At 57.5% G+C, this 13,203-nt stretch carries 12 protein-coding genes and 2 tRNA genes; 1 reads left to right on the top strand and 13 read right to left on the bottom strand.

The window, feature by feature from the left end; all coding sequences use genetic code 11:
* Positions 1–3: 3 nt before the first annotated feature.
* The 10 genes from nusA to rlmE all read right to left on the bottom strand — a co-directional run bounded on the left by nusA (position 4) and on the right by rlmE (position 8,577).
* Complete coding sequence (gene nusA, locus ACEN9A_RS03250) at positions 4–1,485, bottom strand: transcription termination factor NusA (RefSeq protein WP_007933547.1); 1,482 nt, start codon at positions 1,483–1,485, stop codon at positions 4–6.
* A gap of 47 nt (positions 1,486–1,532) precedes the next feature.
* Complete coding sequence (rimP, locus tag ACEN9A_RS03245) at positions 1,533–1,991, bottom strand: ribosome maturation factor RimP (RefSeq protein ID WP_007973115.1); 459 nt, start codon at positions 1,989–1,991, stop codon at positions 1,533–1,535.
* A 138-nt stretch (positions 1,992–2,129) separates the two neighbouring features.
* Positions 2,130–2,206 (bottom strand) — tRNA-Met (locus tag ACEN9A_RS03240).
* A gap of 96 nt (positions 2,207–2,302) precedes the next feature.
* A tRNA-Leu gene (locus ACEN9A_RS03235) sits at positions 2,303–2,388 on the bottom strand.
* Between the two features lie 22 nt (positions 2,389–2,410).
* Positions 2,411–2,794 (bottom strand): preprotein translocase subunit SecG, encoded by a 384-nt coding sequence (gene secG / locus ACEN9A_RS03230; protein ID WP_018929487.1) that lies wholly within the window; start codon positions 2,792–2,794, stop codon positions 2,411–2,413.
* Positions 2,795–2,798: 4 nt separating this feature from the next.
* The gene (tpiA, locus tag ACEN9A_RS03225) at positions 2,799–3,554 is read right to left on the bottom strand and encodes a triose-phosphate isomerase (protein WP_007933541.1); all 756 of its coding nucleotides are present in this window, start codon (positions 3,552–3,554) and stop codon (positions 2,799–2,801) included.
* 66 nt (positions 3,555–3,620) lie between these two features.
* Positions 3,621–4,958 (bottom strand): phosphoglucosamine mutase, encoded by a 1,338-nt coding sequence (gene glmM, locus ACEN9A_RS03220; RefSeq protein WP_258672336.1) that lies wholly within the window; start codon positions 4,956–4,958, stop codon positions 3,621–3,623.
* 16 nt (positions 4,959–4,974) lie between these two features.
* Positions 4,975–5,826, bottom strand: coding sequence for a dihydropteroate synthase (folP, locus tag ACEN9A_RS03215; RefSeq protein WP_019582454.1), 852 nt, complete (start codon positions 5,824–5,826; stop codon positions 4,975–4,977).
* Positions 5,827–5,834: 8 nt separating this feature from the next.
* Positions 5,835–7,745, bottom strand: coding sequence for an ATP-dependent zinc metalloprotease FtsH (gene ftsH, locus ACEN9A_RS03210; protein ID WP_018929483.1), 1,911 nt, complete (start codon positions 7,743–7,745; stop codon positions 5,835–5,837).
* A gap of 202 nt (positions 7,746–7,947) precedes the next feature.
* On the bottom strand, positions 7,948–8,577 hold the full coding sequence (rlmE, locus tag ACEN9A_RS03205) for a 23S rRNA (uridine(2552)-2'-O)-methyltransferase RlmE (RefSeq protein ID WP_007933535.1): 630 nt from the start codon (positions 8,575–8,577) through the stop codon (positions 7,948–7,950).
* A 101-nt stretch (positions 8,578–8,678) separates the two neighbouring features.
* On the opposite strand from rlmE, the gene ACEN9A_RS03200 reads away from it, so the two are divergent.
* Complete coding sequence (locus tag ACEN9A_RS03200) at positions 8,679–8,987, top strand: YhbY family RNA-binding protein (RefSeq protein WP_007900503.1); 309 nt, start codon at positions 8,679–8,681, stop codon at positions 8,985–8,987.
* Positions 8,988–8,996: 9 nt separating this feature from the next.
* Here the strand turns inward: ACEN9A_RS03200 and ACEN9A_RS03195 are convergent, their stop codons facing one another.
* The 3 genes from ACEN9A_RS03195 to carB are packed head-to-tail and all read right to left on the bottom strand — an operon-like array spanning position 8,997 to position 13,124.
* Positions 8,997–9,401: an MFS transporter gene (locus tag ACEN9A_RS03195; protein ID WP_258672335.1), complete on the bottom strand. Its 405-nt coding sequence runs from the start codon at positions 9,399–9,401 to the stop codon at positions 8,997–8,999.
* Positions 9,402–9,429: 28 nt separating this feature from the next.
* Complete coding sequence (gene greA, locus ACEN9A_RS03190) at positions 9,430–9,906, bottom strand: transcription elongation factor GreA (RefSeq protein ID WP_019651075.1); 477 nt, start codon at positions 9,904–9,906, stop codon at positions 9,430–9,432.
* The gene (gene carB / locus ACEN9A_RS03185; RefSeq protein WP_019651074.1) at positions 9,903–13,124 is read right to left on the bottom strand and encodes a carbamoyl-phosphate synthase large subunit; all 3,222 of its coding nucleotides are present in this window, start codon (positions 13,122–13,124) and stop codon (positions 9,903–9,905) included. The genes greA and carB overlap by 4 nt, the downstream gene beginning before the upstream one ends.
* Positions 13,125–13,203: the final 79 nt, after the last annotated feature.

The raw sequence follows: 13,203 nt of genomic DNA, 5'->3' as shown, positions 1-13,203 counted from the left end.
TAATTACTCGAACCAGTGGGCTCGGGCGGCCATGATCAACTTGCCGGCACGATCATCGTCAATGCCGTCGATGTCGAGCAGGTCGTCAATAGACTGCTCGGCCAGGTCTTCGCGGGTAATTACGCCGCGCACCGCCAGTTCCATCGCCAAATCCTTGTCCATACCCTCAAGCGAGAGCAGGTCTTCGGCCGGATGGGCGTCTGCCAGCTTTTCCTCAGTAGCGATGGCTTTGGTCAACAAACGATCCTTGGCGCGAGCGCGAAGCTCGTTAACGGTTTCTTCGTCAAAGCCGTCGATGTTGAGCATTTCTTCCAACGGTACGTAGGCAATCTCTTCCAGGCTGGTGAAACCTTCATCTACCAGCACCTGTGCCAGGTCTTCGTCGACTTCCAGCTCGTCGATGAAGTTGCGCAGGATGTCGCCGGTTTCTGCTTGTTGCTTAGCCTGGATGTCCGATTCGGTCATCACGTTCAGGGTCCAGCCAGTCAACTGGCTAGCCAGACGCACGTTCTGACCACCGCGACCGATGGCCTGAGCCAGATTGTCTGCGCCAACGGCGATGTCCATTGCATGGGCATCTTCGTCAACGATAATTGCCGCCACTTCAGCCGGCGACATTGCATTGATCACGAACTGAGCCGGGTTATCGTCCCACAGGACGATGTCCACACGCTCACCGCCCAACTCGCCGGACACTGCCTGGACGCGCGAACCGCGCATACCGATGCAAGCGCCTTGCGGGTCGATGCGTTTGTCCTTGGAGCGGACCGCGATCTTGGCACGCGAACCCGGGTCACGGGACGCAGCCATTACTTCGATAAGGCCTTCAGCGATTTCCGGCACTTCGATGCGGAACAACTCGATCAGCATTTCCGGCGCGGTACGCGACAGGATCAACTGCGGGCCGCGGTTCTCGGTGCGGATTTCCTTGAGCAGCGCACGCAGACGCACGCCAACCCGGAAGGTTTCGCGAGAGATGATGTCTTCACGGGCCAGCAACGCTTCTGCGTTATTGCCCAGGTCGACGATCACGTTGTCGCGGGTGACTTTCTTCACGGTGCCGGAGATGATTTCCCCCAGACGCTCGCGATAGGCATCAACGACTTGAGCACGCTCGGCTTCGCGAACTTTCTGCACGATGACTTGCTTGGCAGTCTGTGCAGCAATGCGGCCGAACTCGATGGATTCGATTTTTTCTTCGACAACGTCACCGACCTTGGCGCCAGGATGCGTTTGCGCAACCTTGCTCGGCCAGGTTTCGATAGCCGGATCGTCCAGATCTGCTTCTTCGACGACCGTCCAGCGACGGAATGTCTCATAAGCACCGGTGTGGCGATTGATTTCCACACGCAGATCGACTTCGTCCTCGAAACGCTTTTTGGTAGCAGTGGCCAGAGCCAGCTCCAGCGCTTCAAAAATTACGTTTGCCGGTACGCCCTTTTCATTGGATACCGACTCAACAACCAGCAGTACTTCTTTGCTCATCGTACGCCTCGCCTTTCGCAAGCCATTGGATCCGCGGGATCCGCGTCTCAGTCAAAACTGGGAATAATGTTGGCCTTGTCGATCATATCGATCGGCAACAGGAACTCATGGTCTTCAACCTGCACCACGACGTCCTGCTCTTCTACACCGCGCAGAAGGCCCTGAAAGTTGCGTCGACCTTCAAAAGGCGAGCGCAGCTTGATCTTCACTTGTTCACCGGCAAATTTTGCAAACTGCTCAAGAGTGAACAGTGGGCGTTCCATGCCAGGCGAGGAAACTTCAAGGGTGTATTCAACGGAGATTGGATCTTCAACATCCAGCACACCGCTGATCTGGCGACTGACGATGGCACAATCGTCCACCAGCACGCCGCCTTCTTTATCGATATAAACGCGCAACATTGAGTGGCGACCTTGAGCCGAAAACTCAATACCCCAGCATTCATAGCCTAGGGCCACGACCACCGGGGCCAGCAAGGCCTGCAACTCTTCTAGCTTGCTCGACACCTGAACCCCCTCGTGCATGTATGTGCATGCTATGCAAAATAAAAAAATGGGCGAAACGCCCATCCTTGAAACGCCGCCGAATAGCGGCGTTGAAAGTGTCCAGCTAACAAAAAGCCCCTGAAAAGGGGCTCCTTAAACTGGTTGCGGGGGCCGGATTTGAACCGACGACCTTCGGGTTATGAGCCCGACGAGCTACCAGACTGCTCCACCCCGCGACAAAGCTGGGGCGGAAGTATACGACCGATCCCTGACAGGGTCAATGTAACCTTCCACCTACAAGAAAGCCCGCAACAGCGGGCTCTCCTGATAATTGGTACCGAGAAGGGGACTCGAACCCCTACACCCTATGGGCACAACCACCTCAAGGTTGCGTGTCTACCAATTCCACCACCTCGGCAATACTACGTTTGAAACTCTTCTTACTTCTGCTCTTGAGCTGGAGGCACGTCAGTCGCTGGAGTAGCCGACTTTTGCTCTTGAAGCACCGGGACATCATCAGAAGCCGGTTTTTGCTTTGGAACTTCCAACACTGCCGGGTTTGGCAAACCTACTTGAGTCAGCTGATGAGCTTTCTCTTTAGCAAAGTAACCTAACCCCAAGCTGGTCATGAAGAAACCGGCGGCAAGTATAGCAGTAAACTTACTAAGAAAGGTAGAGGTACCTTGGCTTCCGAACACAGTATTTGAAGCACCTGCTCCGAAAGATGCACCAGCGTCCGCACCTTTACCCTGCTGCAGCAATACCAGAGCAACTACGCCCAACGCACCCAGCAGATGAAAAACGACTACGACTGTTTCCAGCATTTTTTCAGTTTCCCGCGGCGCGACAAATCGCACCGAACTCATCTGCATTCAGGGAAGCCCCACCAATGAGCCCCCCATCGATATCCGGCATGCCGAACAGTTCGGCCGCATTGGCCGCCTTCACGCTGCCGCCGTATAGAAGCCGCACACCTTGTGCGACTTCAGAATTCTCTGCCGCCAACTGGGCGCGAATGGCTGCGTGCACATCCTGCGCTTGTTGCGGCGAAGCAGTCAGCCCAGTACCAATGGCCCAGACCGGCTCGTAAGCAATTACTGCCTTTGCAAAAGCACCAACACCCAGCTCCTCGATGATGCTGCCCAGCTGACGCCCGACAACCTCAAGAGTTTTTCCAGCCTCGCGCTGCTCGAGGGTTTCCCCTACACACAACACCGGAATCAAGCCACACGCCTGTGCTGCCGCAAATTTGCGATTCAGCGTCCCGTCGAGCTCGCCCATTATCTGGCGGCGCTCGGAGTGCCCGACAAGCACCAGGGAACAACCTGCATCCACTAACTGACTCGGTGAAATCTCACCTGTCAACGCACCCTGCCCGGATTCAATCGCAGAGTTCTGCGCGCCGACCGAAATCGACTTCCCTTGCAAACCATCAATCACTTGATTGATATACAAGCAAGGCGGGAACACCGCGACATCAACACCGCTCGGCAAGGCCAGATGACGAAGGCCGTCGATCAGCTCAGCGACGCTGGCGCGGGTACCGTGCATCTTCCAGTTACCAGCTACCATAGGGCGACGCATGCTGTACCTCGTCGGTCAAAGTGGGCGCAGATGTTACCCAACACAATCATGGCTGGCAAGCCGAAATCAGGCAGAAACTTCAGTTACCAGTTTTGCCAGCTCTTCGGCGTAATCGCGAACCTGCGTTTCGTCCTCGCCTTCGACCATGACACGCACCAGCGGCTCTGTCCCGGACTTGCGCAACAACACGCGCCCGCGGCCCGCCATCGCTTGAGTGACACGATCACTGGCCTCCTTGACAGTCGGATGCTCAAGCGGGCTCACACCACCGCCAAACCGCACATTGATCAACACCTGAGGGCACTTGCGCAACGCCTGACGCGACTGAGCCAGGCCTTCTGCGCGCCGCTTCAGCGCCATCAAGACCTGCAATGCAGCAATGATCGCATCACCGGTAGTGGTGTGACTGAAGCAGACAATGTGCCCCGAGTTTTCACCGCCCACCAGCCAATCGCGCTCCAGCAACTCGGAGATGACGTAACGATCACCAACGTTGGCCCGCACAAAAGGAATCGCCAGATCCGCCAGGGCCAACTCCAGCCCCAGGTTACTCATCAGCGTACCGACCACACCGCCCTGCAACTTGCCACGCTCCTGCAGGTCGCGCGCGATGATGAACAGCAGCTCATCACCATCGACGACAGCGCCGGTGTGATCAACCATCTGCACCCGGTCACCATCACCGTCGAAGGCGATACCCAAATCGGCACATTCGGCCAGTACGGCCGCTTGCAGCGGCGCCATATGGGTCGAACCGCAATTGTCATTGATGTTCAGGCCGTTAGGATTGGCAGAAAGCACAACAACATCAGCCCCCAACTCACGGAAGACGCTAGGCGCCACTTTATAGGTCGCACCATGGGCACAATCGAGCACGATCTTCAGGCCGGCAAAACTGGTGCCGGCCGGAACGCTGCTCTTGCAGAATTCAATATAACGGCCCGAGGCATCGTTGATTCGCGACACCTTGCCGATCTTGCTCGACTCAACCACGGTCATCGGGGTGTCGAGCAGCTCTTCGATCATCAGCTCGACTTCATCCGGGAGCTTGGTGCCCTTACCAGAGAAAAACTTGATGCCGTTGTCGTCATGAGGGTTATGCGAAGCGCTGATCACAATGCCGGCTTCGGCATGAAAGGTCCGCGTCAAATAGGCGATGGCCGGAGTCGGCATTGGCCCCAACAGCATCACATCAGCACCGGCCGAGGTCAGCCCAGCCTCAAGCGCCGATTCGAACATGTAACCGGAGATACGGGTGTCCTTGCCCACGAGCACCTTGCAAGCGCCCATGCTGCGAAATGCCATGCCTGCCGCCCAGCCAAGCTTGAGCATGAAATCAGGAGTGATCGGGTATTGACCGACCCGACCACGAATGCCGTCGGTGCCAAAGTATTTCTTGCTCATAAGTACTCCATCATTCTTATTCGGCTGATTCTACGGCGGCAATCATCCGCACCACGTCGACTGTTTCCGCCACATCATGGACGCGCAATATACGCGCACCTTTGACCGAAGCCAGTGCCGCAAGTGCCAGACCGCCATGCAGACGCTCACCCACCGGACGATTCAACGCCTGCCCGATCATGCTTTTTCGCGACACCCCGACCAACAGGGGCCGCCCCAAGGCATGCAGGGCCTCCATGTGTTTAAACAAGCTTAGGTTGTGCTGCAGGGTTTTCGCGAAGCCGAAGCCCGGATCAAGAATGATCCGCTCAGCAGGGATACCTACCGATGCACACTGAACCATGCGTTCGGCAAGAAACTCGCCGACCTCTTTCGTAACATCCTGGTACTGAGGGTTGTCCTGCATGTCGCCCGGCTCGCCGAGCATATGCATCAGGCACACCGGCAAACCAGTGGCCGCCGCTGCATCCAGAGCACCATCTCGACGCAACGAGCGTACGTCATTGATCAACCCCGCCCCCAGCCTTGCGGTTTCACGCATGACGGCAGGCGTGGAGGTATCGACCGAGATAATCACATCCAGTTCGCGACTGATGCGCTCAACGATAGGCGCTACGCGCTCGAGCTCTTCAAGCGGCGAAACGGCCCTGGCACCGGGCCGGGTCGATTCGCCACCGACGTCGATCAGCGTCGCACCGGCCGCCACCATCGCCTCGGCGTGGCGCAGGGCCGCGTCCAGCTGGCTGTATCGACCGCCATCGGAAAAGGAATCGGGAGTGACATTGAGAATGCCCATGACATGCGTCTGGGCCAAATCAAGAACCCGGTTGCCGCAAGGCAACCGGGTCGAGGACTGAACAGAAGTCATTTCAAACCTTAAACGTCAGCAGCCGGGCCGCCGATAGGTGTTTCCGGACGCCCATCCTGCACCACCGGAGGCGTGCCGGAAGTGTCGTTGCCGCCAGACCAGTCGCGAGGTTCGCGAGGCGTACGACCTGCCATGATGTCATCGATCTGATCGGCATCGATCGTCTCGTACTTCATCAAGGCATCCGCCATCGCATCAAGCTTGTCACGGTTATCCGTGAGGATCTGCTTGGCCGTGCCGTAGCACTGGTCAATGATGCTGCGCACTTCGGAGTCGATCAGCTTGGCCGTCTCGCCAGAGAAACTGGCATGCTGACCACCGCCGCCACGACCAAGGAACACTTCGCCCTCTTCTTCGGCGTACATCAATGGACCGAGTTTTTCCGACAGCCCCCACTTGGTCACCATGTTTCGTGCTATCTGGCTGGCACGCATGATGTCGTTGGACGCACCGGTGGTGACGCCATCGAAGCCCAGGGTCATCTCTTCAGCGATACGACCGCCGTACAGCGAGCAGATCTGGCTGATCAGTGCACGCTTGGACAGGCTGTAGCGATCTTCTTCCGGCAGGAACATGGTCACACCAAGTGCGCGACCGCGCGGAATGATCGACACCTTGTAGACCGGATCATGCTCAGGCACGACGCGACCGACGATAGCGTGGCCAGCTTCGTGATAAGCAGTGTTCTGCTTTTCTTTCTCGGACATGACCATGGATTTGCGCTCGGCACCCATCATGATCTTGTCTTTAGCCAGTTCGAACTCTTTCATTTCGACGATGCGCTTGCCGGCACGAGCTGCAAACAACGAAGCCTCGTTCACCAGGTTGGCCAGGTCAGCACCGGAGAAACCAGGAGTACCACGAGCGATCACGGCCGGAGCGACGTCGTCACCCATCGGCACTTTGCGCATGTGGACTTTGAGAATCTGCTCGCGACCACGGATGTCCGGCAGGCCAACCACGACCTGACGGTCGAAGCGGCCCGGACGCAGCAACGCAGGGTCCAGCACGTCCGGACGGTTGGTCGCGGCGATGACGATGATGCCGTCATTCATTTCGAAGCCGTCCATCTCTACCAGCAACTGGTTGAGGGTCTGCTCGCGCTCATCGTGACCACCACCCATGCCAGCACCACGGTGGCGACCGACGGCGTCGATTTCATCGATGAAGATGATGCATGGCGCATGTTTCTTCGCCTGCTCGAACATGTCACGGACACGGCTGGCACCGACGCCGACGAACATTTCGACGAAATCGGAACCGGAAATAGTAAAGAACGGTACTTTGGCTTCGCCGGCAATCGCCTTGGCCAGCAAGGTTTTACCGGTACCCGGAGGACCAACCATCAGCACGCCGCGAGGAATGCGACCGCCCAGGCGCTGGAACTTGCCCGGATCACGCAGGAACTCAACCAGTTCGCCGACTTCTTCCTTGGCTTCGTCACAACCTGCAACGTCAGCCAGGGTGGTTTTCACCTGATCTTCGGAGAGCAGGCGCGCCTTGCTCTTGCCGAAACTCATCGGCCCACCCTTGCCACCGGCACCGCCCTGCATCTGCCGCATGAAAAACATGAAGACGGCGATGATCACCAGGATCGGGAAGCTTGCGACCAGAAGTTGAGTCCAGATGCTTTGCTGCTCAGGCTGCTTGCCTTCGACCACAACGTGGTTATCCACGAGGTCGCCGATCAGACCGTTGTCCTGGATTGCCGGACGAATGGTCTTGAAGCTGTCGCCATCGTTGCGCTTGCCGGTAATCACGTAGCCATCAACCGCTACGCGCTCGACCTTGCCATCCTTGACCTGCTGGATGAAGTCGGAATAGTTGAGGGTCTGCGGCTCGTTAGGGCTGGAGAAGTTGTTCATCACCGTCACCAGGACAGCCGCGATGATCAACCACAGGATCAGATTCTTTGCCATATCGTTCAATTAACTACCCTCTGAAGCAAGCTCCGCTAATGGCGCGCGCTTCGCATGATATTCACCGGCCTAACTTACTACATTACCTACGGCTCTGGCAGGCGCCGTCTGTAACCCTTTGTGAAACACTTTCTACACGATATTCGCTAATGCACGCGGGGCGAAATATGAAAAACCTATCACCCCGCCAAAAAACCTCGTTTTACTCACTACGCCCGCGGTAACCCCAAGCCAGCATGTATTGCTCGCGGGAACTGTCACGGGAAGAGTCTGGCTTGATCATCTGGATCTTGTCGAATTTCCGACGAGCATCCTTCAGGTAAACATCAAACCCCTCGCCCTGAAAAATCTTGATCACAAAATTGCCACCCGGCTTGAGTATCCGCTCAGCCAAATCAAGCGCCAGCTCGCAAAGAAACATGGCTTTTGGCATGTCCACTTCAGGCGTACCACTCATATTGGGGGCCATATCGGAAATCACAAGGTCCACCTGCGAATTACCCACAGCTTCAAGGATCCGCGTGAGCACTTCGTCCTCGGTGAAGTCCCCCTGAATGAAAGTCACGTCCGGAATGCTGTCCATTTCCAGAATGTCCGAGGCGATCAGACGCCCCTGACCACCAATCAGACGGCTAGTCACCTGCGACCACCCCCCGGGCGCCGCACCCAGGTCGACAACGCTCATGCCGGGACGGATCAGCTTGTATTTCTCCTGGACCTCCAGAAGTTTGTAACTCGCACGCGAGCGGTAGCCATCCTTCTGTGCCTGCTTCACGTAGGGATCGTTGACATGTCTTTTCAGCCAACCAAGGCTTGTCTTGGAACGCGCCATTGGGCACCTCGATGATAAGGGTCGTGATTAATTGGGCGGATCCACGAGCCCTCGGGTAAAATGGCCGCCATTTTACAGAATCCAGACGAAAGGGTCAGATTATGCCGCTCACTCAAGAGCAGAAGAAACAGTACAAGTCCATTGGCCACCATCTGAAACCAGTTTTGATTGTGGCTGACAACGGCTTGACTGAAGGTGTGTTAGCCGAACTTGAACGCGCTTTGGCGGATCACGAGCTGATCAAAATCAAGCTCAACATCCTCGATCGCGAATCGCGCCTGGCAGCCATTGCAGAACTCTGCAAGGCCGGCAAAGCCGATCTGGTTCAGGTCATCGGCAAGATGGCGCTGATTTACCGCAAGAACTTCAGCGTCAACAAGCAGCTTTCGAACGTCCATCGCTTCAAGTGATGACAAGGGTCAAGGGTGTGCTTCGCGCACCCTGACACTCCATCCAGGCACCGGCTGCATGACCAGCACCAGCCCGGAAAAGCCCAGAACAAGATAGCTGAACAACTGCCAATGCAGCGCCTGCGGCCAACCGAAGCGTACTGCGAAATACATCGCGCACCCATACAGCGCCATCAGCAGCAGTTGCCCGCGAATATCCCGCCATAGACTGGCAAGGCCCTCGGCCTGTACCAACACCAAAGCCTGAAAAATCACACTCGCTGTGGCGAATCCCACCATCAGCGTGTTCAGCATGCCTGCAATTTCGTCGATCAGCAGCGGCGCCAGGCCTATTTGCCCCAGCACCGGCAGCAGACCGATGTGCAACAACCACAAGCCGCCAACCCAGAGCATCTGGGTCAGCTGCCAAAGCATGGCGCCTGCACGTAGCGGGCGCCTTCTTTCAGATGTGGCGAACTTCGACAATCTCATACTCGATAACGCCACCCGGCGTTTTGACCGCCACCACATCACCCTCTTCCTTGGCGATCAAGGCACGGGCAAGTGGCGAACCGACGGAGATCTTGCCGAGTTTGAAGTCAGCCTCATCCTCACCCACGATATGGTAAGTGACGCGCTCATCCGTCTCGACGTTGGCGATTTCAACGGTGGTGCCGAAAATCACTTTGCCGGTATGAGGAATGGTCGTGACATCGATGATGACCTGATTCTGAATCCGGCCTTCGATGTCACGAATCCGCGCCTCAACCATCCCCTGCTGCTCGCGAGCAGCGTGGTATTCGGCGTTTTCCTTCAAGTCACCCAACTCGCGGGCCGTACCGATGTCCTGACTGAGTTTCGGACGAACGACCTTGGTCAGATGAGCGTGTTCTTCTTCCAGGGCTTTAGCGCCCTTGACGGTCATTGGGTATTTGATCATGCCTTCAATCCTGCGTGTAGATCCTGCAAGCGGCGCACGGTCTTCTCGGGACCGAACTTCAGCGCTTCGCAGATAGCTTCGCCAGCAGCAATAGTAGTGGTGCAGTAGATCTTGTGCTGCAAGGCATTACGACGAATGGAGTAGGAATCAGCGATCGACTGACGACCTTCAGTGGTGTTGATGATCAGAGTGACCTCGTCATTCTTGATCATGTCGACCACGTGCGGACGACCCTCGGTTACCTTGTTCACACGACGCACTTTCAGGCCTGCGGCTTCGATCAGCTTGGCAGTACCGGCAGTGGCAACCACTTCGAAGCCCAAGTTGATCAGATCACGGGCCACGCCTGCAACCAGTGGCTTGTCATCGTCACGCACGCTGATGAACGCGGTACCGCCGGTCGGCAGCACTTCACTGGCGCCCATCTGGGCTTTGGCAAAGGCTTCGCCGAAGGTGTCGCCCACGCCCATCACTTCACCGGTGGACTTCATCTCTGGGCCCAGGATCGGGTCCACGCCAGGGAATTTGGCGAATGGGAACACCGCCTCTTTCACGCTGTAGAAGTTCGGAATGATTTCTTTGGTGAAACCGATTTCCTTCAGGGTTTTACCGGCCATCACGCGAGCCGCAATCATCGCCAGGGACACACCGATGCACTTGGAGACGAACGGTACGGTACGGGATGCGCGCGGGTTGACTTCGATGACGTAGATGTCTTCGCCTTGCAGCGCCAACTGAACGTTCATCAGGCCGACCACACCCAGTTCCAGGGCCATTTTCTTGACCTGTTCGCGCATCTCGTCCTGGATATGTGCAGGCAGCGAATACGGCGGCAGGGAGCATGCGGAGTCACCAGAGTGAACGCCGGCCTGCTCGATGTGCTGCATGATTGCGCCGATCACCACGTCGGTGCCGTCGCAGACCGCATCCACGTCCATTTCGATCGCGCAGTTGAGGAAGTGGTCCAGCAGCACCGGGCTGTCATTGGACACTTGAACCGCTTCACGCAGGTAGCGCTTGAGTTCTTCTTCTTCGTAAACGATTTCCATCGCACGGCCGCCCAGTACGTAGGACGGACGAACCACCAGCGGGTAACCGATCTTGGCGGCGGCGCGAATCGCTTCGTCTTCGCTGCGCACGGTGGCGTTAGGCGGCTGACGCAGGTTCAGACGCTCAACCATCTGCTGGAAGCGCTCACGGTCTTCGGCGCGGTCGATGGCGTCAGGGCTGGTGCCGATGATCGGCACGCCGGCGGCTTCCAGGGCACGGGCCAGTTTCAGCGGGGTCTGACCGCCGTACTGAACGATCACGCCTTTTGGCTTCTCGACGCGGACGATTTCCAGCACGTCTTCCAGGGTCACTGGTTCGAAGTACAGACGATCGGAGGTGTCGTAGTCGGTGGAAACGGTTTCCGGGTTGCAGTTGACCATGATGGTCTCGTACCCGTCATCGCGCAGGGCCAGTGCTGCGTGTACGCAGCAATAGTCGAACTCGATGCCCTGACCGATGCGGTTTGGACCACCGCCGAGGATCATGATCTTGTCGCGACCCGACGGCGCGGCTTCGCACTCTTCCTCGTAAGTCGAGTAGAGGTACGCGGTGTCGGTGGCGAACTCGGCCGCGCAGGTGTCGACGCGCTTGTAGACCGGGAACACTTCCAGCTTGTGACGATGGGTACGCAGGTTCTTCTCGGTGACGCCCAGCAGCTTGGCCAGACGCTGATCGGAGAAGCCTTTACGCTTGAGGCGGAACATCAGGTCGCGGTCGATAGCGGACAGACCCAGGGTCTTGACCTTCTCTTCTTCCTTGATCAGATCTTCGATCTGCACCAGGAACCACGGGTCGATCATGTTCATGCCGAAGATATCTTCGACCGACAGGCCCGCGCGGAACGCGTCAGCCACGTACCAGATACGCTCGGCACCCGGCACGGTCAGTTCGCGCTTGAGGATGCTCATGCTTTCCGGGTTGCTCAGGTCGAGCTTCTCGTCCAGACCGCAAACACCCACTTCCAGCCCGCGCAGAGCTTTCTGCAGGGATTCCTGGAAGGTCCGGCCGATGGCCATGACTTCACCGACCGACTTCATTTGAGTGGTCAGGCGTGCGTCGGCTTTCGGGAATTTCTCGAAGGCAAAGCGTGGCAGTTTGGTGACGACGTAGTCGATGGACGGTTCGAAGGACGCCGGGGTCTTGCCGCCGGTGATGTCGTTCGACAGTTCGTCGAGGGTGTAACCGACGGCCAGTTTTGCCGCGACCTTGGCGATCGGGAAACCGGTGGCTTTCGACGCCAGGGCCGAGGAACGGGATACCCGCGGGTTCATCTCGATGACCACCATGCGGCCAGTGTTCGGGCAGATGCCGAACTGGACGTTGGAGCCGCCGGTTTCCACGCCGATCTCGCGCAGTACCGCCAGGGAGGCGTTACGCAGGATCTGGTATTCCTTGTCGGTCAGGGTCTGTGCGGGTGCAACCGTGATCGAGTCACCGGTGTGCACGCCCATCGGGTCAAAGTTTTCGATGGAGCAGACAATGATGCAGTTGTCCTTTTTATCGCGGACAACTTCCATCTCGTATTCTTTCCAGCCGATCAGCGATTCGTCGATCAGCAGCTCTTTGGTCGGCGACAGATCCAGACCGCGGGCGCAGATTTCTTCGAATTCTTCACGGTTGTAAGCGATACCGCCACCGGTGCCGCCCATGGTGAAGGACGGACGAATGATGCAAGGGAAGCCCAGACGATCGAGAACCGCGTTGGCCTCTTCCATGCTGTGAGCGATACCCGAACGCGGGCAGTCCAGACCGATGGATTTCATCGCCTTGTCGAAGCGCGAACGGTCTTCGGCCTTGTCGATGGTGTCAGCGTTGGCGCCGATCATCTCTACCCCGAACTTCTCCAGAACACCTTCGCGTTCCAGGTCCAGGGCGCAGTTCAGAGCGGTCTGGCCGCCCATGGTCGGCAGCAGCGCGTCCGGACGCTCTTTCTCGATGATCTTGGCAACGGTCTGCCACTTGATCGGTTCGATGTAGGTGGCGTCGGCCATGGCCGGGTCAGTCATGATGGTCGCCGGGTTGGAGTTCACCAGGATGACGCGGTAACCCTCCTCGCGCAGGGCTTTACAGGCCTGGGCGCCGGAGTAGTCGAATTCGCAGGCCTGGCCGATCACGATCGGGCCAGCGCCGAGAATCAGGATGCTTTTAATGTCTGTACGTTTTGGCATGGGTTGTCACTCAAATCCGCAGGTCAGTCGGCAAGCCGTCTTGTTCAATCTCTGAAGCCTTGAGGGGGCCGCCGGTTTC

The sequence above is a fragment of the Pseudomonas sp. Pseusp18 genome (assembly GCF_059506005.1).
This window is presented reverse-complemented; position numbering and strand designations above follow the sequence as displayed.

Bases quoted from the DNA above. Each gene is read 5' to 3' on its own strand.
- ftsH (WP_018929483.1), bottom strand. From the start codon at position 7,745: ATGGCAAAGAATCTGATCCTGTGGTTGATCATCGCGGCTGTCCTGGTG.
- glmM (WP_258672336.1), bottom strand. From the start codon at position 4,958: ATGAGCAAGAAATACTTTGGCACCGACGGCATTCGTGGTCGGGTCGGT.
- rlmE (WP_007933535.1), bottom strand. From the start codon at position 8,577: ATGGCGCGTTCCAAGACAAGCCTTGGTTGGCTGAAAAGACATGTCAAC.
- greA (WP_019651075.1), bottom strand. From the start codon at position 9,906: ATGATCAAATACCCAATGACCGTCAAGGGCGCTAAAGCCCTGGAAGAA.
- folP (WP_019582454.1), bottom strand. From the start codon at position 5,826: ATGACTTCTGTTCAGTCCTCGACCCGGTTGCCTTGCGGCAACCGGGTT.
- nusA (WP_007933547.1), bottom strand. From the start codon at position 1,485: ATGAGCAAAGAAGTACTGCTGGTTGTTGAGTCGGTATCCAATGAAAAG.
- ACEN9A_RS03195 (WP_258672335.1), bottom strand. From the start codon at position 9,401: ATGCTTTGGCAGCTGACCCAGATGCTCTGGGTTGGCGGCTTGTGGTTG.
- secG (WP_018929487.1), bottom strand. From the start codon at position 2,794: ATGCTGGAAACAGTCGTAGTCGTTTTTCATCTGCTGGGTGCGTTGGGC.
- carB (WP_019651074.1), bottom strand. From the start codon at position 13,124: ATGCCAAAACGTACAGACATTAAAAGCATCCTGATTCTCGGCGCTGGC.
- ACEN9A_RS03200 (WP_007900503.1), top strand. From the start codon at position 8,679: ATGCCGCTCACTCAAGAGCAGAAGAAACAGTACAAGTCCATTGGCCAC.
- tpiA (WP_007933541.1), bottom strand. From the start codon at position 3,554: ATGCGTCGCCCTATGGTAGCTGGTAACTGGAAGATGCACGGTACCCGC.